Below are 25,512 nucleotides of genomic sequence, written 5' to 3'. Positions count from 1 at the left end.
TTATTATAATAGACTATGAAAAATTTCGCCGAAGATTTGGTACTTGATGGGGACAGAATCATTGAACACCAGCCTGCCATATCCGATAAAGCACTGCGTATCAACTTAAACAAAAATATTTATGGAACCTTTGCTGAAATTGGCGCCGGACAAGAAACGGTCCGTCACTTTTTTAGAGCAGGTGGTTCATCGAGAACGATAGCTAAAGCGATGTCTGCTTATGACAAAGATTTTAGTGATGCGATTTATACAGTCGAGAATGACGGTAGATATGTTACCGAAAGTCGACTAAAAAAAATGTTGATTCACGAAACCGATCTGATTGAAGACCGTATTGAACGCGAAAGACACCCGAGTAAAACTTTTTTCAGCTATGCCAATACCGTAGCAACTATAGATTTCGCCAAGAGCTTTAAAGGACACGGATGGGTAGGAATTCGATTTCAATCCAAACCCGACGAAGCATATAGCGAAATTATCTTACACATCCAATTTAAAGAAACCGATTCCAAACTTCAGCAAGAAACTTTAGGAATATTGGGGGTAAATTTAATATACGGTGCTTATTATCAGCACAACGACCCAAAAAATCTAATACGTAAATTATACGATCACCTCGACAAGGATCAAATTGAGATTGACAGTATCAACTTTTCAGGACCGCTATTTAAAAACGTAGACAACCGTCTGATGAGTTTGCAATTGGTTAAAAACGGCATGACTGATGCCGTTATGTTTGGACCGGATGGTCAAAGTATGCTACCTGCCACCGCTTTATACAGAAAAAATATTTTGGCCTTACGCGGTAGTTTTAGACCGGTAACTGTAGTAAACATGAATATGTATGAGGAATCCTTAAAACTGTTTGTCGATGAAAACCAGTTGGATAAAAACGAAACCTTAGTCGTTTTTGAAATGACCTTATCCAATTTACTGATGGAAGGAGAAATCGATGAAGTCGACTTCCTACATAGAGCAGAATTGCTTTGCTCTTTAGGACAAACTGTTTTGATCTCCAATTTCCAAGAATATTATCGAGTGGTCGAATATTTTTCTCAATATACCAAAGAGAAAATCGGTTTAACCATGGGAGTTAGTTCGATACTGAATATTTTTGACGAGAAATATTACACCCATTTACACGGTGGAATACTCGAAGGATTGGGTAAATTGTTTTACCGCGATTTAAAAGTATATCTCTATCCGATGAAAGATGAGCACCAACAAATTTTAACTTCACAGAATTTAAAAGTGGACTTGCACATCAAAGAATTGTACAAATATTTCAAAAAAGCAGGAAAAATTGTTGATATCACCAATTATGAAGAGAAGAATTTAAGTATTTTCTCTCGAGAAATTTACCGATTGATACACGAACAACAAACGGGTTGGGAAACTGCTCTTCCAGAGGGAATTGCAAATGAAATTAAAACTAAAAAACTATTTGGATATAAAGATTTGTAGTAGATACTCATCATCAAAAAACACCCCACTCAGTGATTACACTAAGTGGGGTGTTTCGATTATTGTAAAACGGGAATAAACGCTACTGCAGAAACTATATCTACAGACTTCTACCTCCATTGCTAATCTATAAAGTATTTCTACCCCTACAAGGCAGCCGCTCTGCAAAAGCCATCGAAGGCATGGCTTTAATAGCTGCTAACTGCAGAATTACGAATCCAAGATCTGAGCTGCGTGTTCTTTTGTCTTTACTTTACTGATAACATCGGTTATAATACCGTTTTCATCAATAACAAATGTGGTACGATGAATACCATCATAGGTTTTTCCCATAAATTTCTTGGGTCCCCAAACTCCAAAAGCTTCAATGATCGACCTGTCTTCATCTGCTAATAGAGGAAACGGCAGTTCGTTTTTTTCTTTAAACTTCGCTTGTCTAACTTCTGAATCTGCGCTAACACCTAAAATTTCAAAATGTTGCGATTGGAAGCGTTGAAAATTATCACGTAAATTGCATGCTTCCACAGTACAGCCCGGTGTACTAGCTTTAGGATAAAAGAAAACCACTAGTTTTTTACCTTTATAATCCCCTAATTCGTGTGTAATACCATCTTGATCAACTCCCTTGAAATCGGGTGCTGCATCACCTATTTGTAATGTAGTCATAATACGCTGTTTTAATCAAAAATAATAAAAGTATCGCACTTAATCTACTTTTACCTTTGATTATAACTTCTTATCTTCGTAAAAAAAATTCATGACTAAAGCAGAAAAAGTCCAATTTGTATTAGACACCCTAGATGCTGTTTATCCTGAAATACCGATCCCCCTTGATCACAAGGATCCCTATACCCTATTGATTGCCGTATTACTCTCTGCGCAATGCACGGATGTACGAGTGAATTTAACCACTCCAGCACTATTTGCCCGAGCAGACAATCCTTACGACATGATAAAAATGTCTGTCGAAGAAATCAGAGAAATCATCCGCCCTTGTGGATTATCACCGATGAAGTCAAAAGGTATACACGGTTTATCCCATATTTTAATCGATAAACACCAAGGTGAAGTACCTCAAAATTTCCCTGATTTGGAGGAACTACCTGCGGTGGGACATAAAACAGCCAGTGTTGTCATGGCACAAGCATTTGATATCCCTACCTTTCCTGTTGACACCCATATTCATCGTTTAATGTATCGCTGGAATTTATCTAACGGCACTACGGTTCAACAAACCGAAAAAGATGCCAAACGTTTATTTCCCGAATCCGAATGGAACCGATTGCATTTGCAGATGGTCTGGTATGGCCGAGAATATTCGCCAGCGCGAGGATGGAATTTGGATTTGGACATTATAACCAAAGTAATCGGTCGTAAAAGCGTACTCGATGCATATTATAAAAAAGCCCTTAAAAAATAATTTTTAAGGGCTTTTTTATTTGAATTTGACTTAATTAAGTAAAACTTGAATTTGAAGCTTGTTAACCTGGATCACTTGTAACGCTCTTGAATAACGCAGTAAAAAATCTATGGTTTCTTTTTTTGGAGCATTAATCTCAAATTTCTTTAATCTTGGTGAGTAACTTTTTGCCATATTTTGTATCAGTTAGTTTTACTAATAACGGCAAATAAATTATTTTATTATTTAAAAAAAACAAATAGTTAATCGAGTAGTATTAAATTTCTTTGGTCGATCATTTTGCGAATATTCATTAACGCATAACGCATTCGTCCTAAAGCGGTATTGATACTGACATCGGTAATCACAGCAATTTCTTTAAAGCTGAGATCTTGATAAATTCTCATGATTAAGACTTCCTTTTGATCTTCGGGTAATTCTTCGATTAATTTTTTTAAATCCACTTCCAACTGCCCAGAAATCATTTGATGCTCCATATTGGGGTCGTTATCCGTAATAAAAGAAAAGATAGAAAACTCATCAGAATCTCTTTGCATCGGCATTTTCTTTGTGCGTCGAAAATGATCGATTACCAAATTGTGAGCAATACGAATGACCCAAGGTAAGAATTTACCTTCTTCATTGTATTTTTTCGTTTTCAGGGTATGTATAACTTTGATAAAGGTTTCTTGAAAGACATCTTCTGTCATGTCACGATCTCCAAGTTTGGAGTAAATGAACCCATAAATTTTTGACTGGTGCCTTTGAATCAAAACCTCCAATGCTTTCTCACCTCCACTAACGTAGTGTTGGATCAACAAGGAATCTGGCATATTGATATATTCCATAATAATACTTTTAAAATATTTATGTCGAAATTTTTATAAAGTACTTTTGAGCAATAGGCTTTTGGTTTTTTTTATGATTCCCAAATATATGTTATTTTTTTTAAACAAGTGTTAATTATTAAGTTTTTTTATGTAAAGTATATCGGCAACTCTCATCGGCCCGATTTATATTTGAACAGCAATATAAATTCAATTAATTTCAACCCAAAATAATAAATGATTACCTTTGTATATTACTGTAAACTCGTATGGAAAAGATAGATTATTCTAAGATAGACCCTAAAAAAAACATCATAATTAAAGGAGCTCAGCTTCATAATTTAAAAAATATTGATGTTGTTATCCCTAGAAATCAATTTGTGGTTATCACAGGCTTATCCGGTTCAGGAAAATCGAGTTTGGCTTTTGATACCTTATATGCTGAGGGACAACGAAGATATGTGGAAAGCTTGTCGGCTTATGCACGTCAATTTTTAGGAAGAATCGACAAACCCAAGGTAGAATATATTAAGGGTATTGCCCCTGCTATTGCCATTGAACAAAAAGTCAATACGACCAATGCTCGATCGACCGTTGGTACTTCTACAGAAATATACGATTATTTAAAATTATTATTTGCTCGAATCGGGAAAACCTATTCTCCTGTTTCGGGAAAAGAAGTTAAAAAAGATACGGTAAGCGATGTTATTGAAACGGTCAAAAAAATGGACCTCGGATCTAAATGGCTCTTATTAACGCCTGTATTCCTTGAAGAAGGACGTACTTTAGAAGATAAACTCACCGTATTACTACAACAGGGTTTTGCCCGAGTGTTTGTCAAAGGCGAGATGATGCGATTGGATCAATGGTTAGAAAACAAAGCAGAACTCTCCAAAGTTAAAAGCTCGGACGTGCAAATCATCGTGGATCGTATAGTCGTTTCGGATGAAGAAGAATTTTTCAATAGACTAGCCGACTCCATACAAACCGCTTTTTATGAAGGTAAAGGTTATTGTTATTTACAATCCCTAGATGATCCGAAACATCAATTCGAATTTACTTCTAATTTTGAACTAGACGGAATTACCTTCCTCGAGCCCAATGTGCATTTATTTAGCTTTAATAACCCGTATGGAGCTTGTCCAACTTGTGATGGGTATGGCAATATAATCGGTATCGATGAAGAATTGGTTTTTCCAAACACCAGCTTATCCATATTTGAAAATGCGGTATTCCCTTGGCGTGGTGAAAGCATGAGTTGGTATAAAGATCTGTTGATCAGTCATGCTTATAAGTTTGACTTTCCCATACACAAACCATATTTTGAACTTAGTGAGGAACAAAAACAACTGCTTTGGGACGGAAACCAGTATTTCACCGGTTTAAACGATTTTTTCAGAGAACTCGAATCCAAGAATTACAAAATACAGAACCGCGTTCTGCTTTCCCGTTATAGAGGAAAAACAAAATGCACGACCTGTAAAGGCAAACGTCTGAGAGTCGAAGCAAATTATGTGAAAATTTCACAAAAAACGATTTCGGATTTGGTCGACTTACCGATTCAGCATTTGATCGCGTTCTTTTCAAAATTGGAATTGACCGATTACGATCAAAAAGTAGCTAAGAGATTGCTATTGGAAATCAACAATCGATTGGAATTCCTGACCGAAGTCGGTTTGGACTACTTAACTTTAAATAGAAATTCCGCTTCCTTATCCGGAGGTGAATCGCAGCGGATCAACTTAGCAACTTCTTTGGGAAGTAGTTTAGTTGGATCGATGTATATATTAGACGAACCCAGTATTGGATTGCATCCAAAAGATACTGAGAAATTGATCCGTGTACTCGAAGACTTAAAAGCGCTTGGAAATACGGTTATCGTTGTAGAACACGACGAAGACATCATGAAAGCCGCTGATCAAATCATCGATATCGGCCCAGAAGCGGGAAGTTATGGAGGGGAACTCGTTGCACAAGGGGATTACGCTACTATTTTAAAATCCGATTCGCTAACGGCTAAATATCTCAATGGCGAATTAAAGATAGAAGTGCCCAAAAAGAGAAGACATTACAAACATTTTTTACATATCGTTGGAGCTCGAGAAAACAATCTTAAAAACATCAATGTCACTTTTCCTTTAGAGTGCTTGACCGTTATTACAGGAGTTTCTGGTAGTGGAAAAAGTACCTTAGTCAAAAAGATACTCTATCCAGCTTTACAAAAACAATTGACAGGCGTTGGGGAAAAGGCAGGACAGTTTACGGAACTAACTGGTGAATATGCCTTTTTAAAACACGTGGAATACGTCGATCAAAATCCGATTGGACGCAGTTCTAGATCCAACCCAGTGACCTATATCAAAGCTTATGATGATATACGCGATCTGTATTCCAAACAACAATTGTCCAAACTAAGAGGTTATTTACCCAAACACTTCTCGTTTAATGTTGATGGTGGTCGCTGTGAAACTTGTAAGGGAGAAGGAACGGTAACTATCGAAATGCAGTTTATGGCAGATGTGCATCTCGAATGCGAAACCTGTCAAGGAAAACGCTTTAAAAAGGAAGTATTGGAAGTCAATTTTGAAGGTAAAAACATCGATAATATTTTAACGATGACCATCGATGACGCTATTAGCTTTTTCGAGACCCACAAACAAACCAAAATCGTTCAGAAGATTAAACCGCTTCAAGATGTAGGATTAGGTTATGTTCAACTAGGTCAATCTTCATCCACTCTTTCTGGAGGTGAAGCCCAGCGTATCAAACTCGCTTCCTTCTTGATCAGTGGTAATACCAAAGAAAAAGCCTTGTTCGTTTTTGATGAACCCACTACGGGATTGCATTTTCACGATATTAAAAAGCTATTAAAGTCATTTGAAGCATTGATTGAAAAAGGACACTCTATCATTGTGATAGAACACAACTTAGACTTAATTAAATGTGCCGACTACATCATTGATATCGGACCTGAAGGAGGAGAAAATGGTGGTCAATTAATTGCTTTTGGAACCCCTGAAGAAATTGTCAAAAACAAAAAATCAGTTACTGGAAAGTACCTGAAAGACAAACTGTAATTTAGTACTGTCTTTACATTAACCTTCGCAAATTCGCCTATTGATAATTAGGTGAATTTGCGAAGGTTATTTTTACGAGTTTTCGTTCACGAGACTCGCCAATTTTTCTGTTAACTTTTTACGGCTATAATACTGCAATCCCATACCGAGCACTTTCAGTTGGTTGTTTTGGTATTTCGAAAAATAATCCAACAGCACTTCTTTGATGTGATCCTTCTCATCATACAGTGCCGTACGCCCGGTATTGGTTTCGGCAATGATTCTAAAAAAATCAGCTCCTTCTGGTCCAATAGCTAAAATAGGTCTTTCCGCAGCCATATATTCAAACAGCTTACCAGGTATAATAGCCTTCGTTTCTTCAGAGTCGATTTCTACCAACAACAAAACCTGAGAAACCCTTTGTTGCACCAAGGCTTCTTCGTGGCTTAAATAGCCCATATTGACCGTGCAATCGTCTAGTTTAAACTCTGACAGGGCATCCAAAATATCCTGACTTACTTTACCGATCAACTTAAATTGAAAAGCGGCCTTGAATTCGGGATTCTCTTTTCGCAATTCGCTTAAGGCCTTCCACAACACCCGCGGATTCCGATGTGATAAAAAAGAACCGATATGCGCTAAAGTAAAAGCTTGATCCATCTCTCTTTTTTCGAGGTACTCCACGTCATAACCGTTGGTGATTACCGTAATAGGCTTAATCGTTTTAGCGGCAAACTCCACTTTTGTTGAAAAACTAGTGACCGTAATTTGATCGGCCTGTTTTAGTACATCCAGTTCCAATTGCTGGTGTTTCTTGCGCGCTGATGCACTCAATTTTAATTCTTTATGATAACCTATAGTAGTCCAAGGATCTCTGAAGTCCGCGATCCATCGAATCGGCAATCTTTTTTTGAGCTCCATCCCTATCAAATGTAAACTGTGTGGTGGGCCAGTCGTAATGATACAGTCAATATTATTTTCAGCAATATACTTTTCCAAAAAACTCACCGATGGTTTAACCCAACCTATACGCGCATCAGGTATAAAAAAATTACCTCTCACCCACAACAGGAGTTTATCGATCATCGTTTGTTTACGCTGTTGCGGAATGATTCCAGAACTCAAGTTCTTCGTTCCTCTCTTAGATAGCAAACCCGCAAAACCATAGGGTTCTTTGATAGCATTTTTCACTACTATGACATGATCAGCAACTTCTTTTACTAAGCTTGAGTCCAACAAGGGATATGTTGGATTCTCCGGTGTATAAACCACTGGCTGGATTCCAAAATCGGGTAGATACTTGGCGAATTTTAGCCAACGTTGCACCCCCGGACCACCTGCAGGCGGCCAGTAATACGTTATAATCAATACTTTTTTTAAAGCAGGGGAATCGCTGTTTGTATCTTTCAAATTATTTGTTTTTCTTTCTAATATACCCCAAACTATATGCCAAACTGCCCACAGTTACCAAAACCATCAAAATACTGCTTATCAAAGCAATACTACTCCCCGTTTTGATCACTTCTGGTTCAAACTTAAACTCAATTTCATGTTGACCCGCAGGAATTGGCAAAGCTCGCAAGACATAATCAACCGCAACATGGTCAACGGCGTTACCGTCTATATATGCATTCCATCCATGCGGATAGTAGATTTCAGAAAACACAGCTAGTCCGTCGTTTTTATTAGAAGATTTGTATTTTAAGTAATTAGGCTTATAACTTTCAAGTTTAATTGTACTTAAAGTATCCAATTCATAAGAAGCCTTTAATTGTTTGTTTTTAAACGCATTAACATTATAAATCGCTATTTTTTTAGAATCAAAATCATCCATGGCTTTCATTTCCTCATCGGCGCTGTTAACCATTTTCACTTGACTAACAAACCAGGCATTGCCATTGGCTTCTTCGTTTTTCATCGGTACATCCTGCCCTTTCTCGTCCTTTTGGATTACATATTTCACATTGAGCATATTCAATACACTCATATTGCTTTTTTCTACCAATTGGTAATCGTAAAGTTGCTGAAAACGCCTTGGCTTTGCCGCGTGATAACCACCGATGGAATGATGGAAAAAGGACGTTCTAGCACTGCTTAAACCACCTTGTATTTCATATACTCTAAAGTTTCCTTTATCCTCTTTAATGAAGGCGTCTGCGCTAGTTTCTTCAAACGGATGTGTCATATTTCTTGCGCTGACAAAATTGGATTTATTGACGTAGTTCAAATCGATCATAATCAAATCGCCAACCATCAGTATGCCCACCAAAACAACCATCATCGTTGTTTTGATTTTATCTTTGCTGTACAACCACATAATTCCAAAAACCGGAACGATCAATAGCAATGTTCGAATTAAATCTCCGGTATACAACGATTTTCTATCTTGTGTTAACGCATCGATAAACGCCGGACCGATATCTCCATACATTTGACTATAATAACCATCATTTGCACCTGAGAAACTCAAACTACCTTTGATTAAAAACAAAAGCACAACAACACCTGCTGTGATATACAGGGTTAATTTCAACGCTTTCTCACGCTGCTTAGCTTCGGTTTTAACAAAGGCCTGCAATCCCAACAAGGCTAAAGTAGGCATACACAATTCCAAGATCACTTGAATCGATGATACGGCTCTAAACTTATTATACATCGGGAAATAATCGATAAAAAGATCGGTTAAAATCGGGAAATTCTTACCCCACGACAGCATTAACGACAAAAGACCACCTGCTAAAAATATGTATTTGAATTTTCGCTTTTCAACAAACAACGCTAAAACCGCTAGAAATAATACGATTGCTCCAATATATGCCGGAGCTGCTACAATCGGTTGATCTCCCCAATAAGTCGGTGCATTTGCTGAGAATTGTTCGGCTTCTTGAGGACTTGCCCCCAAGTCAGTCACAAATTTATATACCTGAGAATCCTTTCCAACATCTTCTGAATTTGCACCACCTGTTAAACGCGGTACAAAGAGATTCAAACTCTCAAATATACCATAGCTGTATTCTGTGATATAATCATAACTCATCGCATTGGATGACGTTTTTGGTTCACCATTAGGTTCAAATGTCAACTCACTATCACTACGAGTACTGAATTTAGTATATTCGGCAGTTGCCATTAAATTGGTCGCATTAACTCCAATACTTAATAGAGCCGCTCCGACAAAGATCGATATCGCAATACCCAAGCCCTTAAAATCGCGACTTTTAATATATTGAACCGAATAAAAAATTCCGATAATCAACAATAACAACAACAGATAAAAAGTCATTTGAAAGTGATTGGCATTGATCTCTAAAGCCGCTGCGAATACGGTGAGCAAGCCCCCGCAAACATACTTCTTCCTAAAGACCAATAGTACCCCAGCCACCAACATCGGCATATAGGCTATTGCATGCGCCTTTGCATTGTGTCCAACCCCCAATATAATGATCAAATAGGTCGAGAAACCAAACGCTAAAGCTCCAAAAAAAGCTTTTAAAGGATTGATTCTCAAAGAAATTAACAACAGATAAAATCCGAGAAAATATACAAATAGATAGTCTGCCGGTCTCGGTAGAAAACGGATCAAGGAATCCAATTTTTTGATGTAATTGTGAGGATATTGTGCTCCTAATTGATAAGTAGGCATTCCCCCAAAAGCACTGTTTGTCCAGTAGGCCTCTTCCTTAAATTCATTTCTAAAGTCGATTTGTTCCTTCGCCATACCAGTATATTGAGCAATATCAGACTGTTGAATAACTTTTCCAGAAAGTACCGGCGAAAAATAAATCAAGGCGATAACAAGAAAACCGATTAATGCCAAAAGATGGGGTAGATATACTTTGTAATTCTTCATAAATGGAATTGCTTTTATTGAGCATTTTAATATCTTGCTAAAATAACACTATATCAAAAGAATTCACAAATTTAAACGAGACTTTTATTGTAATTAGCTTACACGTATCTTCTATGCCTATATGTCCATTCGCCCATACGCCCATTCGCCCTTACTCGTAAAAATGGATCAGCCTTCTAACTTATCCCCAGATAAGCCTATTTGCCCATTTGCCCATACGCGTATCAGCGTATCAGCATCTAAAGCCTATATGTCCATTCGCCCATACGCCCATTCGCCCTTACTCGTAAAAATGGAACAGCCTTCTAACTTATCCCCAGATAAGCCTATTTGCCCATCAGCGTATCAGCGTATCAGCACATCCGCGTATCAGCACATCCGCGTATCAGCAAAAAAAAAGACCGTCTTATTAAGACAGTCCTTTTAGCTTTTTTTAATCCAATTCTTCGAATTCTATATACTCACCAACTTTTTTCTTCTCCCGCGGTTTATCGGGATTAACGAATTCAGAAGTAGGTGGTGTATTTGTAGGTTCGGATTGTTGTTTATAAAAATCTTGTTGTTTTTGTTGAAAGTTTTCATTTGCTTTTTTTGCTACTCTGTAAATTAATACAGGAAACAAGTAACGCATAATAAACCTAAATGCGTAGTAGGCCAATACAATAATCAGCAATGTTCTTAAAAAACCTCCAAAAGATGCTGTATCCATATCTTATTTTTTATCAAAAATAGCAAATCTATTTTAAAGGAGTAATTCTTAAATCTTAAAATATTGATAAATTCACTATTTCCCCTACTTTAAGTTTTACTTTTTCTTCCAAGCGGTATAACCGCCATCGAGTTCGTATATATTCGTAAAACCTTGTTTTCTAAGCACCTCTACTGCTTTAGCACTACGCCCCCCAGACTTACAATACACATAGACCGCTTTATTTTTATCGAGCTTAGCTGTATTAGCCGTAAAATCATCTTGTAGAAAATCGATATTCTGAGCTCCTTTTATATGCCCTTCTTCAAACTCCGAAGCCGTACGAACATCGACCAACTGCCCTTTTTCTTTTAACTGTTGCTTTTCAAACTTGGCAACATCCAACAAGTAATCCTTAGACTGCGTTTGCGCTTGACAAGAAAACACCAACATCAGCAACAACAATAAATGGTTTAATCTCCAATACATAATGATATATTTTTAAATTATTAAAACAGTGTATTCCTATTTTTTCAGCAATTCACCAAAAAATCAATCCCTGTTATACGACCTGAGTGATCAAATTATCCTTACAGATTCGAATACAAATATTATACATTTATGATAAATATCATGCTACAAATGTTACATTACTTCTATTTTTGTCAAAAAACTACTTTTATGGGTCTTTCTTTAGTACAAAAATACAATGTTGCTGGTCCTAGATACACGAGCTATCCCACGGTTCCGTACTGGGATCAAGCAACATTTAGTAGCGATAAGTGGATCGAGACCTGTGTTAAGTCCTTTGTTGAATCCAATTCCAAAGAAGGTATCTGTCTGTATATCCACCTGCCCTTTTGTGAAAGCCTCTGTACTTTTTGCGGTTGTCATAAAAGAATCACTAAAAGACACGAAGTAGAGAATCCTTATATCGAGGCTGTTTTAAAGGAATGGAGTTTGTATTGCGCCCTATTTCCCGAAAAACCCATTTTAAAAGAATTGCATTTAGGAGGCGGTACTCCGACTTTTTTCTCGGCGGCCAATTTAGAATATCTAATTAAAAGAATACTAGATACAGTGGAACTCGCAGAAAACTATGAATTTAGTTTTGAAGGACACCCCAACAACACCACAAGAGTACATTTACAAACCCTATATGATATCGGTTTTAGAAGGGTGAGCTTTGGAGTTCAAGACTACAACGCCATTGTTCAAAAGGCCATACATCGCGAACAACCCTTTCATACCGTAGCCAAAGTAACACTTTGGGCACGTGAAATAGGCTATACTTCCATTTCTCATGATTTGATTTACGGCCTACCTTTTCAACAACTCGAACACGTAATCGATACTATTGAAAAAACAAAGTCCCTTTCACCGGATCGCTTGGCTTTTTATAGTTATGCGCATGTGCCTTGGCTAAAAGGCAATGGGCAACGCGGCTATAAAGATGAAGACATCCCCAAAGATTCCGAAAAACGGGAGTTGTATGAAAAAGGTAAGGAATTGCTTTTGGAAAATGGCTATCACGAAATAGGAATGGATCATTTTGCGTTAAACAGCGACAGTCTGTATACATCCATGGAAAAAGGTACTATTCACCGCAATTTTATGGGATACAGCTCTTCTAGCACACAACTGATGATTGGATTAGGTGTTTCTGCTATTAGCGACAGTTGGTACTCCTTTGCTCAAAACGAGAAATCGATTGAAACCTATTATGAAATGCTGGAACAAAATCAACTTCCAGTAGTAAAGGGACATGTACTGACAGACGAAGATCTTATAATCCGTAAACACATACTCAATCTAATGTGCACTTTTACAACCAATTACAGTCAATCATCTAAACAATTGGATTGTATGAATGAAATTTTAGCAGACCTACGTGAACTCGAAAAAGATAACTTGATCAAAATCGAAAACCAGCAATTGTATATCACTCGAAAGGGTCGCCCCTATGTTCGAAATGTATGTATGGCTTTTGATTTACGACTACAGCGCAATAAACCAACCAGACAATTATTTTCTATGACTATATAAAGATTAAACTATGATATTACAAAAAGCAATTACATTTATTGTACTTCTAATGTTTGTTTATGGTATACTAGAATTTGATACCAAAAACGCGCTATCAACATCCAATATCCCTTCATATATTGGCTTTATTGTTTTTATAGCCTATTTTATTTACTCCCTGAAAAAAGCTAGTAAAAAAGAAAAAAAAGAGGATAAATTTTATTAAAATTTATCCTCCATATTGAATTTCTTTTGGCTTTATAGTATCTCTACAACCATTCTATTAAAGACACCCCCAAACCTATAATGGTCTGTTTATGATTGAAGTCGATCATGGTATCACCATAACCGTTAGCTACTTGTAAATGCGCTTTTAAATTGCCCGATATGGGATACGTCCAGTTCATTTCAAGATATCCCTTATTTCTTTTGTTGAAACGCATATTATTACGAGCCAACAAGCTAAATTCTTGTTCTTTATATTTATAAATCAACGTAATATCTCCGCGACCTACATATTCCTCTATTCCTGGGTTATCATCTTCTTCAATCTTTTCATGCATGCGAATCCACGGTCTGATAATAACGCTCAAATCCTTATAGTCAAATGCGGTTTGAAAAATCACCCGATTCCAACTTCTCGATCCCGGTAAGCTTTTCCCGTTGGACTGGTGATTCAATGAAATCCCCATCATCCGATTGGTTACCCCAAAAACCTCAAAATTAGTAGCAAAATTTAAAATCACTTCGGGTTCGTAGTTCAATTCGCGAAAAGGCCTCGATAAATCGGCATTATACACCTGCCAATTGGCTGTTTGCGTAAAGGCCAACCAAATATCCCCAGCTCCCCAAAAAATACCCTGCATCACTTTGGTCTTAAAACTCAATTGAAATCGCGACTCCACACTGTTGTAATCTTGTGGAATCAAGGCATTGTTGTCGGGACTGTCACTCGTTGGTAATTTGTTGGGATCACTGGACCAACGCAGTGGACTCACATAAATTGGTTTGTAAGGCGTAATAACAAAAGTTCCTTTTTTGGTTTCAGAGCTCAGTTCCCAACGCTCTGTCAGCGTTCTGGCTTGTGTTTCTCCATCAAATAAACCGCCTTTCCCATCTTGAGAAAATACGGTTTGCGAAAGGAATACGGTTGATAAAACCAACAGCGAATGTTGGATGGTTTTGTTTACATTTTTTAGCATTTACTCAAGGGGGATAGTAATTTGTCCGTCGTCGTCTAATAATAAATCCGTTGGTTCATCTCCATTTTCAGTAGATGTAACTTCCACCATTTTTTCCTCTTCAGGTAATTCATAGGGAAGTGGTTCTAAAAGAGATATTTTAATTTTATCGGCAGTTAACTGATTTCCCTGCGCTTTTATCCCTTTGACAACTATAAACTGTTCTAAATCTACAATTAAATTTTCTTTTTGAACCCCTTTAACCTTATAAAAAGATACTTCCGCTAATGGACGGTAATCGGTCGACACGATTTCGAGCCTCGAATTCTCGGCTTCTGAAATAAACATTTCCTCGCGAGACTCATTTTCAATTAAGAAACGTTTGACGTAGTAGCGCGACTTTTCTCCATCGAAATAAATCGCTGAAATTGGCTTATTTGGCACCCATTTCTCCAATACGATCATATCTTCTTCAAAATGACTCGTCAACTCCGGAATGATCGTTCTCGCTTTTCCAGATTGATTGATAACCAATAGACGATCATTAGGCTTAAATTCGCCCAATAGATCCCCTCGCCCATCTACATTAAGACGATGAACCGTATCGTCAAACCAAATTTTTCGCGGTCGCAATGTTGAAATTCCCTTTTCCTTTAATTCGATTTTTTTAATTGCGTATTTAGTGACCAAATTCCCTTTGGAACTGCGCCCTTTAATCAATAAATCGGCGAAATCTAAATCGAATTTTAGTTTTTTGACACTGCTGATTTGTCTTAATAATACACTCACCACTTCGGCTTCGCCATTCGGATTGTGAGAAAAATACAATACCTGAGACCCCGGTTTGCCTTGTGTTAAGTCATAAACTTTATCTCGTGTCACACCAGATACGTTGAATCGCTTGACATAAGATGCTCCAGACTTTCCGTCTCTATAAATGACATTATAAATCGTGCGTTTATCATTTCTATCGAAAACCGCTACGTGAATAATATCCTTACCAACAAATTTCTTTTCATCCACTTTGGTAATAATCAAACTACCGTTGCGCAAAAAGACTATTACATCATCAATATCCGAACAATCAGCTACATATTCTTCCTTTTTAAGAGCTGTACCGATAAATCCCTCCTCCATATTGACATATAACTTGGTATTTCTCAAGACCACCTTAGTCGCTTCAATAGTGTCAAAACTGCGAATTTCCGTAAGGCGTTCTCTTCCTTTACCGTACTTCTCTTTTAATCGTATAAAATAATTTATCGCAAATTCAATTAGATGATTTAAGTGGTGCTTGACTTTTTCGATATCATCTTCTAAGGACTCCAATTTTTGATTGGCTTTGTCAATATCAAATCGAGAAATTCTCTTAATTCTAATTTCGGTTAATCGCGTTAAATCCTCTTCAGTAATGTCTCGCTTTAAGTTTTTAACGTGAGGACGCAAGCCCTCATCGATAGCTCTTAAGATACCCTCCCAAGTTTTTTCCTCTTCAATCAGATAATACACTCTCTTTTCAATAAATATGCGTTCCAACGATAAAAAGTGCCATTGTTCGTTGAGCTCTTGGAGTTCAATTTCCAATTCACTTTTTAGCAAGGATACCGTTCTGTGCGTGGATGTTACCAACATGGTACTCACACCTACAAACAACGGTTTATTATCTTGAATCACACAACCCAACGGCGCTATAGAGGTTTCACAACCCGTAAAGGCATATAAGGCATCTATGGTTTTATCTGGAGAAACTCCCGGAGGCAAATGCACCAAAATCTCTACATCTGCAGCGGTATTATCCTCAATCTTCTTAACTTTTATTTTTCCTTTTTCATTGGCTTTCAAAATACTCTCAATCAAACTTGAGGTATTGGTTGAGAAAGGTATTTGGGTAATGACCAAGGTGTTTTTATCCAATTGTGAAATTCGAGCGCGCACGCGAATACGTCCTCCTCGAAGCCCATCATTATAAGCAGAAACATCTGCAATACCTTGAGTGGGAAAATCGGGATACAATACAAAAGGTTTTCCTTTAAGTATTTTTATAGATGCATCGATCAACTCTATAAAGTTATGCGGCAGTACTTTAGTCGACAAACCAACTGCAATACCCTCACCACCTTGAGCCAATAACAACGGGAACTTAACCGGTAAATTAATCGGTTCATTTCTTCTACCGTCATAAGAGGATTGCCAAGCAGTAATTTTTGGAGAATACAAAACCTCCAAAGCAAATTTACTTAAACGCGCTTCTATATAACGCGATGCCGCCGCACCATCACCCGTTAATATATTTCCCCAGTTTCCCTGAGTATCAATCAACAACTCTTTTTGACCCATCTGCACCATCGCATCACCAATACTCGCATCACCGTGAGGGTGATATTGCATCGTATGACCGACAACGTTAGCCACTTTGTTATAACGCCCATCATCCAATTCTTTCATCGAATGCATAATACGACGTTGAACAGGCTTAAATCCATCTTCAATAGCCGGTACTGCTCTTTCAAGAATTACATACGAAGCGTAATCCAAAAACCAATCTTTATACATTCCCGTTACTTTCGTAATGGTTTCCGGACTATCTACATTTTCATAAAAATGAAGCTCTTTTTTATTTTGTCCCTCTTCTATTGGATCTACATTTTCTTCTTCTGTGCTCATTTAATTTCTTTGAATAAAACTAATCTTTTCGTTTTTAATAAAAAGTTTGTACTTCTCTTTCTAAAAATATTTAACGACTAACTTCTTATCTATTATTCCATATATTTTAGAACTCCCATAAAATCACGGTGACACGACCATAACGTGGTACTGCTGAATTCTTCAATCTTGTTGTACCCCGCTTAAACTAATTTGTATCCTGTACAACGACTACATCCAGTTCAACTTTTAAGTTATTGATGATAAACTCTTGTCTATCCGGCGTGTTTTTACCCATATAAAATTCCAAAAGCTTTTCAATCGATGTCGCTTTATCCAACATCACTGGATCAATGCGGATATCCTCTCCAATGAAGTACTTAAACTCATCAGGGGAAATCTCACCCAAACCTTTAAATCGAGTAATCTCCGGTTTTGGTTTTAATTTTTCTATGGCTGAAACCCGTTCTTCTTCACTGTAACAGTAAATGGTTTCTTTCTTATTTCGAACCCTGAACAATGGGGTTTGCAATATATATAAATGCCCTTCTTTGATTAGCTCTGGAAAGAATTGCAAGAAGAATGTAATCAACAACAAACGAATATGCATTCCATCGACATCGGCATCTGTGGCAATTACGATATTGTTGTAACGCAAATCGCCCAAATCCTCTTCGATATTTAATGCCGCTTGTAATAAATTGAATTCTTCATTTTCATAAACGATTTTTTTAGACATTCCATAGGAATTCAACGGCTTACCACGTAAACTAAAAACGGCTTGCGTATTGACATCTCTCGATTTTGTAATCGATCCCGAAGCCGAATCTCCCTCTGTTATAAACAAGGTACTTTCCAAATAACGCGGGTGTTTCATATCGGTCAAATGTACCCGACAATCACGAAGTTTCTTATTGTGCAGACCCGCTTTCTTAGCGCGTTCTTTAGCAATCTTACGAATTCCAGACAGCTCTTTTCTCTCGCGTTCTGCTTGTAGAATTTTTCGCAATAAGGCATCAGAAACCGCTGGATTCTTGTGTAAATAGTTATCTAATTGTTTTTTAAGAAAATCACTGATATACGTTCGAACCGTCGGAGATTCTGGTCCCATATCAGTAGATCCAAGCTTGGTTTTGGTTTGAGATTCAAAGACCGGTTCTTCCACTTTAATAGAAATACCCGCAACAATTGACTTTCTAATATCCGAAGCCTCAAAGTTTTTATTGTAAAACTCTTTAATAGTTCGGACTAAAGCCTCTCTAAAAGCGACTAAATGCGTCCCTCCTTGTGTAGTGTTCTGTCCATTCACAAAAGAGTAATACTCTTCCGAATATTGTGTTTTACTGTGGGTGATAGCTACTTCAATATCATCACCTTTCAAGTGAATGATCGGATAGATCATGTCCTCTTGATCGATGTTTTCTTCTAACAAATCCTTTAGACCGTTATCCGAATAAAACTTTTCACCATTAAAGAGTATCGTCAAACCGGTGTTTAGATAACAATAGTTTTTCAACATCTTAATGATGTATTCTTTACGGTATTTGTAATTTTTAAAGATCGCATCATCAGCGATAAAAGTGACTTTCGTCCCTTTGCGCTTCGTCGTTTCCGTTAACTCTTCTTCAACTTGAAGATTACCCGCTTGAAACTCCGCTGCTTTTTGTTGATTATCACGTACTGACTCCACTCTGAAATAAGACGAAAGCGCATTGACCGCTTTTGTTCCCACTCCATTAAGTCCTACTGATTTCTTAAAGGCTTTGGAATCATATTTACCACCGGTATTCATCTTGGAAACCACATCGATTACTTTCCCCAAGGGTATACCACGACCAAAATCGCGTACACTAACCACTTTGTCTTTTAAAGTTACTTCAATAGTTTTTCCCGAGCCCATTACAAACTCATCGATACTGTTGTCTAATACCTCTTTAATCAGTATGTAAATACCATCATCTGGAGAAGAGCCATCACCTAATTTCCCGATATACATTCCAGGACGCATACGGATATGTTCTTTCCAGTCTAATGAACGAATATTGTCTTCGGTATATTGATTTTGATCTTGCATAAAGGTGTAGGAATTTTCGCTAATTTAAGACTTATTACTAAAAAATAAAAATGTGAAATGCTCAGTTTGAGTGAAAAACATCAAAAAACAGACTTATTTTTCATCTACCTCCGTAATGGACTTTCGAATCAGAACAGAATAGCTATTTGGCTCAATTTTTTTTCCATACATTTCGGCATAAACCTTAGTGAATTCCGCGCCAAAATACAGGATTATCGCCGAATAATATACCCAAATCAAGATTACAATGATGGAACCCGCAGCGCCATACAAACTCGAGGACGATGAATTACCTAAATACATTCCAATACCAAATTTTCCTATCATAAAAAATAAAGAGGTAAATCCCGATCCTACAATCGTCTCCCTCCATCCAATTTTACCATCGGGTAAAGTTTTGAAAATAATAGAGAAAAGCAAGGTGATGATGACAAAAACAACAATATTATTTACAACACCAACCAGGTAGACGGTTTCCTCATGAAACAATTTGGTCAATTGCACATATAAAACATCAACCACTGAATTGACAATCAGACTGACCAACAACAAAAAACCAACTGAAGCGATCATCGAAAAGGACAACAACCTGTTCTTTACAAAACGCACCAATCCCTTATTGGGTTTGGCTTTTAAACCCCAAATATAATTTATCGAACTTTGAATTTCAGCAAACACGGCAGAAGCTCCGAAAAACAACATAATCACACCAAATATAGTCGCTAAAGTGCCCGAATCTGACAAACGCACATTTTTTATCGCCTCTTGAATTTGCAACGCGGCACTATCTCCAACCAATTCTTTAATTTGACCATAAAACTCTCCAGTTACCGCTTCTTCACCAAAGAAAAATCCGCTGATGGAAATAATTAAAATCGACAAAGGAGGTAAGGCAAACACGGTGTAATATGATAGTGAAGCACTGAACTTCATCGCATTATCATCTAAAAATTCATTAACCGTATTTTTAAGAAGTGTAATAATTTTTTTAAAATTCATGATAAAGGGGGACTTATTATAAGGTTCAAAAATACTGTTTTTTCTTTAAAAAATTTGCTTCACTTAACGAGCTAATCTCAAAATAAACATCGAGTTTATAACTTCTATTCGCAATTTACTTAATCAATTTACTACAACCTCTTTTCGGTATTGATACAAAATTCCACGATCAAAAGCCGTCCAAAAACACGCTTTCATACCGGCGGCTTTTAAAGCATTATTAGCCCAGGTATTACAGGTATAAAACAAACCATAAGTTCGCTTAGCCTCATAAAAAGAATCATTTTTACCGTAAGTGGGCGCTGTTATTAAAATATAGTTACCGTTGGAATCGCGATCAAAACTAGCTTGTATATACGTTATCAGTGCACGGTATTGATCTGTAGTGATCTTCACTTTGATACAGTGATCACTTTCGTACATTTTTTTATAAAAAGTCGTATGCATAGCAGTTGATCCCAAATAAAAAGCCGCTTTAAATGCTACACTGGGTTTTAAATCACTCCACTCCGGTGTTTCGAGGTAAAAGCCTTTATCTCCCCATCCAACCGCTAAGAATTCCATATCCGTTCGTTGGGCTTCGGTATGAAGCGGATCAATCTGAGTAGTCCAATCTATTTCAGCCGATCGAAGCGGCACGACTATATCGGTATGAACACCGTTGGAATACAGATAAACATCGATGTGCTTTACTGTATTCGAATTTTCCTTCTCTGCTACAGTAATATGTGATAGTATAAAATCTATCAATAAATAAAATACGACAAATAAAACTATTCCAGCCAAAATTTTTCCCAATACCACGACTAATCTAAACCAGATATTTCCCACAATTTTCTATGTTATAAATATTTTACTCGCTTTATTTGGACACCCCTTTATAACTGGTCGTCATCAACTAAACTACTAAAAAAACTTCAAATAAAATAAACTTATCACCGTATTAAAGCAAAAAAGTGGAATTATTACTAATTCCACTTTTTCAAATATATAATTTTAAAAATTATACGTTAAACCTGAAGTGCATAACATCACCGTCTTTAACGATATACTCTTTTCCTTCTACTCTTAGTTTTCCAGCTTCCTTCACTTTCGCCTCAGATCCAAAATGAACAAAATCATTGTAAGCAATAACTTCCGCACGGATGAATCCCTTTTCAAAATCGGTATGAATCACTCCCGCAGCTTGTGGTGCAGTCGCCCCAACAGGAATGGTCCAAGCACGTACTTCTTTTACTCCAGCAGTAAAATAAGTCTGAAGGTTTAATAATTTATAAGCTGAACGAATCAATACTGATGAACCCGGCTCTTCCAATCCAAGATCTTCTAAGAACATCTTACGTTCTTCGAAAGTCTCTAATTCCGTAATGTCTGCCTCTGTACCTACAGCCAAGACTATAACTTCAGCATTTTCATCCTTAACCAATTCTCTTACTTGTTCTACGTAAGCGTTTCCAGTTGCCGCAGCATCTTCATCAACATTACAAACATATAAAACCGGCTTAGCCGTGATCAATTGAAAATCTTCCATCAAAACCACTTCATCATTATTCAATAATTCAACGGTTCTAGCTGACTTCGCTTGCAACAAAGCACCTCTCACTCTTTCCAATAAAGCCTCCTCAACCTGAGCTTCCTTATTTCCAGTTTTAGCTGCTCTTTTGACTTTTTCCAAACGTTTTTCAACCGTTTCCAAATCCTTTAATTGCAACTCAATATCGATCGTCTCTTTATCTCTAATTGGATTCACATTTCCATCAACATGGATAATATTATCGTTGTCAAAACAACGCAATACGTGAATTATAGCATTACATTCTCTAATATTTCCTAAGAACTGATTTCCCAATCCTTCTCCTTTACTTGCTCCTTTAACCAATCCAGCAATATCCACTATATCAACCGTTGCAGGTAAAACACGCTCTGGATTAACCAATTCCTCCAATTTCAACAATCTAGGATCTGGTACATTCACAACTCCGATATTGGGCTCAATTGTACAAAAAGGAAAGTTAGCACTTTGTGCTTTGGCATTTGACAAGCAATTAAACAAAGTTGATTTTCCAACGTTCGGTAATCCTACAATTCCTGCTTTCATGTTCTGTTATTAAAGTTTTTATTTATGGATGCAAATATATTGATAATTAAAGTAATTTATATCAAATCAACAATTACAAAAGCATCTTTTTTTGTGATCTATCCTATTATTTCCATTTTTCTATAAAAAAAACCCGAATCCAAAGGAAACGGGTTTATAAAATTTAAGAATATAAAAAACTAGTCTTCTTCTTCTTCAGCCAATTCAAGATCCTTCAAGGAATCCAATGAAACTTCGACAGTATCTACAATGTCTTCTTCTTCATCATCTTCATCAAAATTCTCTATTCTATCAGCTAATTTTGTACTAACCTTTACGAGATAAATTGTGTCTTCTGTACGAACTTCCACAGCTTCTATGGTTTCGTTCTTAACGTTTTTGAAACGGACAATATCCGCATCATCATAGCCGTCAGGGAACCTCTCAACTAGAAGAGACAAAATCTCATTTGTTAATTTTGCGTAATCAACAATTATTCTTTTCATTCTTTTTTCTTACTTTATTTCACGTCAAATGTAATACCCAAAATTAAATTATCAAATAAAAAAATAACTAAATTTAGATAAATTTATTACTAATTACATATCAAGCAAATAAGCAAAAACTAGAGGTGCTACAATGGTAGCATCTGACTCAATAATGAATTTTGGTGTATTGATATCCAATTTACCCCATGTAATCTTTTCATTTGGAATCGCCCCAGAGTATGATCCATAACTCGTTGTAGAATCAGATATCTGACAGAAATAACTCCAGAAAGGTGTTTCAGTTTGCTCTAAATCCTGATATAACATAGGAACTACACAGATTGGGAAATCACCAGCAATTCCTCCACCAATTTGGAAGAATCCAATTCCATTACTAGAATTTTTAGGATACCAATCCGCTAAGAAAGTCATGTATTCAATACCAGACTTCATAGTAGATGCTTTTAACTCTCCTTTAATTACATAAGAAGCAAAGATATTCCCCATGGTACTGTCTTCCCATCCTGGTACAACAATCGGTAGGTTTTTCTCCGCAGCCGCATACATCCAGCTGTTTTTGATGTCAATTTCATAATATTCTTCCAAACATCCTGAAAGCAACATTTTATACATAAATTCATGTGGAAAATAACGTTCTCCATTATCCTCTGCATCTTTCCAGATTTTGAAAATATGTTTTTGTAAACGTCTAAATGCTTCTTCTTCAGGAATACAAGTATCCGTAACACGATTAAGCCCTTTTTCCATCAAATCCCACTCATCCTGTGGCGTTAAGTCACGGTAATTCGGAACTCTCTTATAATGAGAATGCGCAACCAAATTCATGATATCCTCCTCTAAGTTAGCCCCAGTACAAGAAATAATATGCACTTTATCTTGACGGATAACTTCTGCAAATATTTTTCCTATCTCAGCAGTACTCATTGCACCTGCCATACTAACCATCATTTTAGAGCCTTTTTGCAATTGCTCTTCATAAGATTTTGCTGCATCTACAACAGTAGCTGCGTTGAAGTGTAAATAATACTTCTCAATAAACTGACTTATCGGTCCTTTACTCATCGTATTTGTATTTTTATAATTAATTAGTTATTCTTTATTTTTAAATGTCAACGACACATCATAGCCCAAGATACTCAATACCTGTTCTGCAGTCTGTTGTTCCGAGAATACCTCGGTGGCCAAGATACCATTTTCATCTCTATCGATTAAAATGTGTTTCGGCTGTGGAATCAGGCAGTGATGAATTCCTCCATGCCCGCTGATAGACTCCTGATAAGCGCCCGTATTAAAGAAACCGATATATAATGGCTTCTCCTTATTGTATTTTGGTAAATAAATCGCGTTTAAGTTTTGCTCTGAATTGTAGTAATCATCACTATCACACGTCAATCCCCCTAAAAGGATACGCTCATACGAATCGTTCCAACGATTGATAGGCAACATAATAAACCTTTTATTAATCGCCCAAGTATCTGGCAAAGTAGTTATAAAAGACGAATCAATCATGTTCCACTTCTCTCTATCATTTTGCTGTTTTTGATATAAAATCTGATAAATCGCTCCACCACTTTCACCTACTGTGAAAGAACCAAACTCGGTAAAAATGTTTGGCACAGCAACACCAGCATCATCACAAGCTATTTTGATTTGATTGATAATTTCATCAACCATATATTGATAATCGTATTCAAATGCCAAAGAGTTTTTGATTGGAAATCCTCCACCGATATTCAAACTGTCTAAAGTAGGACACTCCTTTTTTAAAGAAATATATACTTTTAAACATTTTACCAATTCATTCCAATAGTAAGAAGTATCACGAATACCCGTGTTTATAAAGAAATGCAACATCTTTAACTCTACTCTATCGTTGTCCTGAATTTGTTTTCTGTAAAACGGTACAATGTTTTTATAACCAATACCCAAACGTGAAGTATAAAATTCAAATTTAGGCTCCTCTTCCGAAGCAATTCGAATTCCAATTTTAAATTTGCCTTCAATAGCTTCTTGAAGCAAGTCCAATTCTTCGTAATTATCTAAGATTGGAATGGTATTTTGATGCCCATTATTGATCAAATGAGCAATATTATCAATGTATTGTGCTCTTTTAAATCCATTGCACAGTACAAAAGTATCGTTGGTTATTTTTCCAGTAGCCAATAAACTTTCAACAATATTAACATCAAAAGCCGAAGAGGTCTCTACGTGAATATTGTTTTTAAAAGCTTCATTTAAAATAAATTGAAAATGCGAACTTTTGGTGCAATAGCAATAATAATAATTCGCATTATAATTATTTTTTTCCATAGCATTTCTAAACCAACCCTTTGCACGATTGATGTTTGCTGTGATTTTAGGCAAATAAGTAAACTTCAATGGCGACCCATATTGTTCTACTAATTTCATCAAATCGATGTTGTGGAAAGTTAAGTTATCGTTGCTGAGTTTAAATTCCTCTTGTGGAAAATAAAAAGTTTGATTGATTAAATCTGAATATTTTGTGTTCATTTTTGTTTAATATCACTATTAGAAAAATTAATAATATAATAAAAAGCCAAGAATACTAAAATTTTCAAACTCGGATGTTCGCAAATACGATCGACAATTTATCATTATACAAAAAGGAGTTTAAGAACATCCTATATAACCTGAGAAGGTGAAACACAAAATTAGCCTGATGTTTTTTTACAAACATCCGCTTTTTACGTGTGCCTTTT

The 25,512-nt window shown here is 36.6% G+C and carries 21 protein-coding genes; 5 read left to right on the top strand and 16 right to left on the bottom strand.

Annotated features, from left to right (window positions below):
• Window positions 1-15 precede the first annotated feature (15 nt).
• Window positions 16-1,464, top strand: coding sequence for a TonB-dependent receptor (locus L1275_RS01240; protein ID WP_253468880.1), 1,449 nt, complete (start codon window positions 16-18; stop codon window positions 1,462-1,464).
• Between the two features lie 210 nt (window positions 1,465-1,674).
• On the opposite strand, the gene bcp is transcribed toward L1275_RS01240, so the two are convergent.
• Entirely contained in the window at window positions 1,675-2,130 is a 456-nt protein-coding gene (gene bcp / locus L1275_RS01235; protein ID WP_253468878.1) for a thioredoxin-dependent thiol peroxidase, read from the bottom strand.
• A 91-nt stretch (window positions 2,131-2,221) separates the two neighbouring features.
• On the opposite strand from bcp, the gene nth reads away from it, so the two are divergent.
• Complete coding sequence (gene nth, locus L1275_RS01230; RefSeq protein ID WP_253468876.1) at window positions 2,222-2,884, top strand: endonuclease III; 663 nt, start codon at window positions 2,222-2,224, stop codon at window positions 2,882-2,884.
• Between the two features lie 30 nt (window positions 2,885-2,914).
• Here nth and L1275_RS01225 read toward each other — a convergent pair whose 3' ends face one another.
• Both L1275_RS01225 and L1275_RS01220 read right to left on the bottom strand, forming a co-directional pair.
• Window positions 2,915-3,058: a hypothetical protein gene (locus L1275_RS01225; RefSeq protein ID WP_253468874.1), complete on the bottom strand. Its 144-nt coding sequence runs from the start codon at window positions 3,056-3,058 to the stop codon at window positions 2,915-2,917.
• 68 nt (window positions 3,059-3,126) lie between these two features.
• Entirely contained in the window at window positions 3,127-3,711 is a 585-nt protein-coding gene (locus L1275_RS01220) for an RNA polymerase sigma factor (RefSeq protein WP_253468872.1), read from the bottom strand.
• A gap of 248 nt (window positions 3,712-3,959) precedes the next feature.
• Here L1275_RS01220 and uvrA point away from each other — a divergent pair, with 248 nt between their 5' ends.
• Complete coding sequence (gene uvrA, locus L1275_RS01215; RefSeq protein ID WP_253468870.1) at window positions 3,960-6,767, top strand: excinuclease ABC subunit UvrA; 2,808 nt, start codon at window positions 3,960-3,962, stop codon at window positions 6,765-6,767.
• A 72-nt stretch (window positions 6,768-6,839) separates the two neighbouring features.
• Here uvrA and L1275_RS01210 read toward each other — a convergent pair whose 3' ends face one another.
• The 4 genes from L1275_RS01210 to L1275_RS01195 all read right to left on the bottom strand — a co-directional run bounded on the left by L1275_RS01210 (window position 6,840) and on the right by L1275_RS01195 (window position 11,773).
• A complete protein-coding gene (locus L1275_RS01210) occupies window positions 6,840-8,156 on the bottom strand; it encodes a glycosyltransferase family 4 protein (protein WP_253468868.1) in 1,317 nt (438 codons plus the stop codon).
• Between the two features lies 1 nt (window position 8,157).
• Entirely contained in the window at window positions 8,158-10,596 is a 2,439-nt protein-coding gene (locus L1275_RS01205; protein WP_253468866.1) for a YfhO family protein, read from the bottom strand.
• Window positions 10,597-11,029: 433 nt separating this feature from the next.
• Window positions 11,030-11,305 carry a DUF4834 family protein gene (locus L1275_RS01200; protein WP_253468864.1) on the bottom strand — a complete coding sequence of 92 codons (276 nt, stop codon included), beginning with the start codon at window positions 11,303-11,305 and terminating at the stop codon, window positions 11,030-11,032.
• A gap of 96 nt (window positions 11,306-11,401) precedes the next feature.
• Entirely contained in the window at window positions 11,402-11,773 is a 372-nt protein-coding gene (locus L1275_RS01195) for a rhodanese-like domain-containing protein (protein ID WP_253468862.1), read from the bottom strand.
• Window positions 11,774-11,965: 192 nt separating this feature from the next.
• On the opposite strand from L1275_RS01195, the gene hemN reads away from it, so the two are divergent.
• Together hemN and L1275_RS01185 are read left to right on the top strand one after the other, a co-directional pair.
• Window positions 11,966-13,330 carry an oxygen-independent coproporphyrinogen III oxidase gene (gene hemN / locus L1275_RS01190; protein WP_253468860.1) on the top strand — a complete coding sequence of 455 codons (1,365 nt, stop codon included), beginning with the start codon at window positions 11,966-11,968 and terminating at the stop codon, window positions 13,328-13,330.
• Between the two features lie 10 nt (window positions 13,331-13,340).
• The gene (locus L1275_RS01185) at window positions 13,341-13,535 is read left to right on the top strand and encodes a hypothetical protein (RefSeq protein ID WP_253468858.1); all 195 of its coding nucleotides are present in this window, start codon (window positions 13,341-13,343) and stop codon (window positions 13,533-13,535) included.
• A 43-nt stretch (window positions 13,536-13,578) separates the two neighbouring features.
• Here L1275_RS01185 and L1275_RS01180 read toward each other — a convergent pair whose 3' ends face one another.
• The 9 genes from L1275_RS01180 to L1275_RS01140 all read right to left on the bottom strand — a co-directional run bounded on the left by L1275_RS01180 (window position 13,579) and on the right by L1275_RS01140 (window position 25,303).
• Window positions 13,579-14,511, bottom strand: coding sequence for a phospholipase A (locus L1275_RS01180; RefSeq protein ID WP_253468856.1), 933 nt, complete (start codon window positions 14,509-14,511; stop codon window positions 13,579-13,581).
• Window positions 14,512-17,154 carry a DNA gyrase/topoisomerase IV subunit A gene (locus tag L1275_RS01175; protein ID WP_253468854.1) on the bottom strand — a complete coding sequence of 881 codons (2,643 nt, stop codon included), beginning with the start codon at window positions 17,152-17,154 and terminating at the stop codon, window positions 14,512-14,514.
• Window positions 17,155-17,341: 187 nt separating this feature from the next.
• On the bottom strand, window positions 17,342-19,207 hold the full coding sequence (locus L1275_RS01170; protein ID WP_253468852.1) for a DNA topoisomerase IV subunit B: 1,866 nt from the start codon (window positions 19,205-19,207) through the stop codon (window positions 17,342-17,344).
• Between the two features lie 93 nt (window positions 19,208-19,300).
• Window positions 19,301-20,206, bottom strand: a complete 906-nt coding sequence (locus L1275_RS01165) for a YihY/virulence factor BrkB family protein (RefSeq protein WP_253468850.1) — start codon at window positions 20,204-20,206, stop codon at window positions 19,301-19,303.
• 123 nt (window positions 20,207-20,329) lie between these two features.
• Window positions 20,330-21,037 carry a TIGR02117 family protein gene (locus L1275_RS01160; protein WP_253468848.1) on the bottom strand — a complete coding sequence of 236 codons (708 nt, stop codon included), beginning with the start codon at window positions 21,035-21,037 and terminating at the stop codon, window positions 20,330-20,332.
• 172 nt (window positions 21,038-21,209) lie between these two features.
• Window positions 21,210-22,304, bottom strand: coding sequence for a redox-regulated ATPase YchF (gene ychF / locus L1275_RS01155; RefSeq protein WP_253468846.1), 1,095 nt, complete (start codon window positions 22,302-22,304; stop codon window positions 21,210-21,212).
• Window positions 22,305-22,483: 179 nt separating this feature from the next.
• Entirely contained in the window at window positions 22,484-22,789 is a 306-nt protein-coding gene (locus L1275_RS01150) for a hypothetical protein (protein ID WP_253468844.1), read from the bottom strand.
• Window positions 22,790-22,882: 93 nt separating this feature from the next.
• The gene (locus L1275_RS01145; RefSeq protein ID WP_253468842.1) at window positions 22,883-23,854 is read right to left on the bottom strand and encodes a deoxyhypusine synthase family protein; all 972 of its coding nucleotides are present in this window, start codon (window positions 23,852-23,854) and stop codon (window positions 22,883-22,885) included.
• Between the two features lie 27 nt (window positions 23,855-23,881).
• Window positions 23,882-25,303, bottom strand: coding sequence for an arginine decarboxylase (locus tag L1275_RS01140; protein WP_253468840.1), 1,422 nt, complete (start codon window positions 25,301-25,303; stop codon window positions 23,882-23,884).
• Window positions 25,304-25,512 lie beyond the last annotated feature (209 nt).

This window comes from Flavobacterium sp. HSC-61S13 (assembly GCF_024171535.1).
Taxonomy (GTDB): Bacteria; Bacteroidota; Bacteroidia; order Flavobacteriales; family Flavobacteriaceae; genus Flavobacterium.
This window is presented reverse-complemented; position numbering and strand designations above follow the sequence as displayed.

What these genes read in the sequence shown, in the direction of transcription:
- L1275_RS01240 (WP_253468880.1), top strand. Translation starts at nt 16, where the DNA reads ATGAAAAATTTCGCCGAAGATTTGGTACTTGATGGGGACAGAATCATT.
- bcp (WP_253468878.1), bottom strand. Translation starts at nt 2,130, where the DNA reads ATGACTACATTACAAATAGGTGATGCAGCACCCGATTTCAAGGGAGTT.
- nth (WP_253468876.1), top strand. Translation starts at nt 2,222, where the DNA reads ATGACTAAAGCAGAAAAAGTCCAATTTGTATTAGACACCCTAGATGCT.
- L1275_RS01225 (WP_253468874.1), bottom strand. Translation starts at nt 3,058, where the DNA reads ATGGCAAAAAGTTACTCACCAAGATTAAAGAAATTTGAGATTAATGCT.
- L1275_RS01220 (WP_253468872.1), bottom strand. Translation starts at nt 3,711, where the DNA reads ATGGAATATATCAATATGCCAGATTCCTTGTTGATCCAACACTACGTT.
- uvrA (WP_253468870.1), top strand. Translation starts at nt 3,960, where the DNA reads ATGGAAAAGATAGATTATTCTAAGATAGACCCTAAAAAAAACATCATA.
- L1275_RS01205 (WP_253468866.1), bottom strand. Translation starts at nt 10,596, where the DNA reads ATGAAGAATTACAAAGTATATCTACCCCATCTTTTGGCATTAATCGGT.
- L1275_RS01200 (WP_253468864.1), bottom strand. Translation starts at nt 11,305, where the DNA reads ATGGATACAGCATCTTTTGGAGGTTTTTTAAGAACATTGCTGATTATT.
- L1275_RS01195 (WP_253468862.1), bottom strand. Translation starts at nt 11,773, where the DNA reads ATGTATTGGAGATTAAACCATTTATTGTTGTTGCTGATGTTGGTGTTT.
- hemN (WP_253468860.1), top strand. Translation starts at nt 11,966, where the DNA reads ATGGGTCTTTCTTTAGTACAAAAATACAATGTTGCTGGTCCTAGATAC.
- L1275_RS01185 (WP_253468858.1), top strand. Translation starts at nt 13,341, where the DNA reads ATGATATTACAAAAAGCAATTACATTTATTGTACTTCTAATGTTTGTT.
- L1275_RS01180 (WP_253468856.1), bottom strand. Translation starts at nt 14,511, where the DNA reads ATGCTAAAAAATGTAAACAAAACCATCCAACATTCGCTGTTGGTTTTA.
- L1275_RS01175 (WP_253468854.1), bottom strand. Translation starts at nt 17,154, where the DNA reads ATGAGCACAGAAGAAGAAAATGTAGATCCAATAGAAGAGGGACAAAAT.
- L1275_RS01170 (WP_253468852.1), bottom strand. Translation starts at nt 19,207, where the DNA reads ATGCAAGATCAAAATCAATATACCGAAGACAATATTCGTTCATTAGAC.
- L1275_RS01165 (WP_253468850.1), bottom strand. Translation starts at nt 20,206, where the DNA reads ATGAATTTTAAAAAAATTATTACACTTCTTAAAAATACGGTTAATGAA.
- ychF (WP_253468846.1), bottom strand. Translation starts at nt 22,304, where the DNA reads ATGAAAGCAGGAATTGTAGGATTACCGAACGTTGGAAAATCAACTTTG.
- L1275_RS01150 (WP_253468844.1), bottom strand. Translation starts at nt 22,789, where the DNA reads ATGAAAAGAATAATTGTTGATTACGCAAAATTAACAAATGAGATTTTG.
- L1275_RS01145 (WP_253468842.1), bottom strand. Translation starts at nt 23,854, where the DNA reads ATGAGTAAAGGACCGATAAGTCAGTTTATTGAGAAGTATTATTTACAC.
- L1275_RS01140 (WP_253468840.1), bottom strand. Translation starts at nt 25,303, where the DNA reads ATGAACACAAAATATTCAGATTTAATCAATCAAACTTTTTATTTTCCA.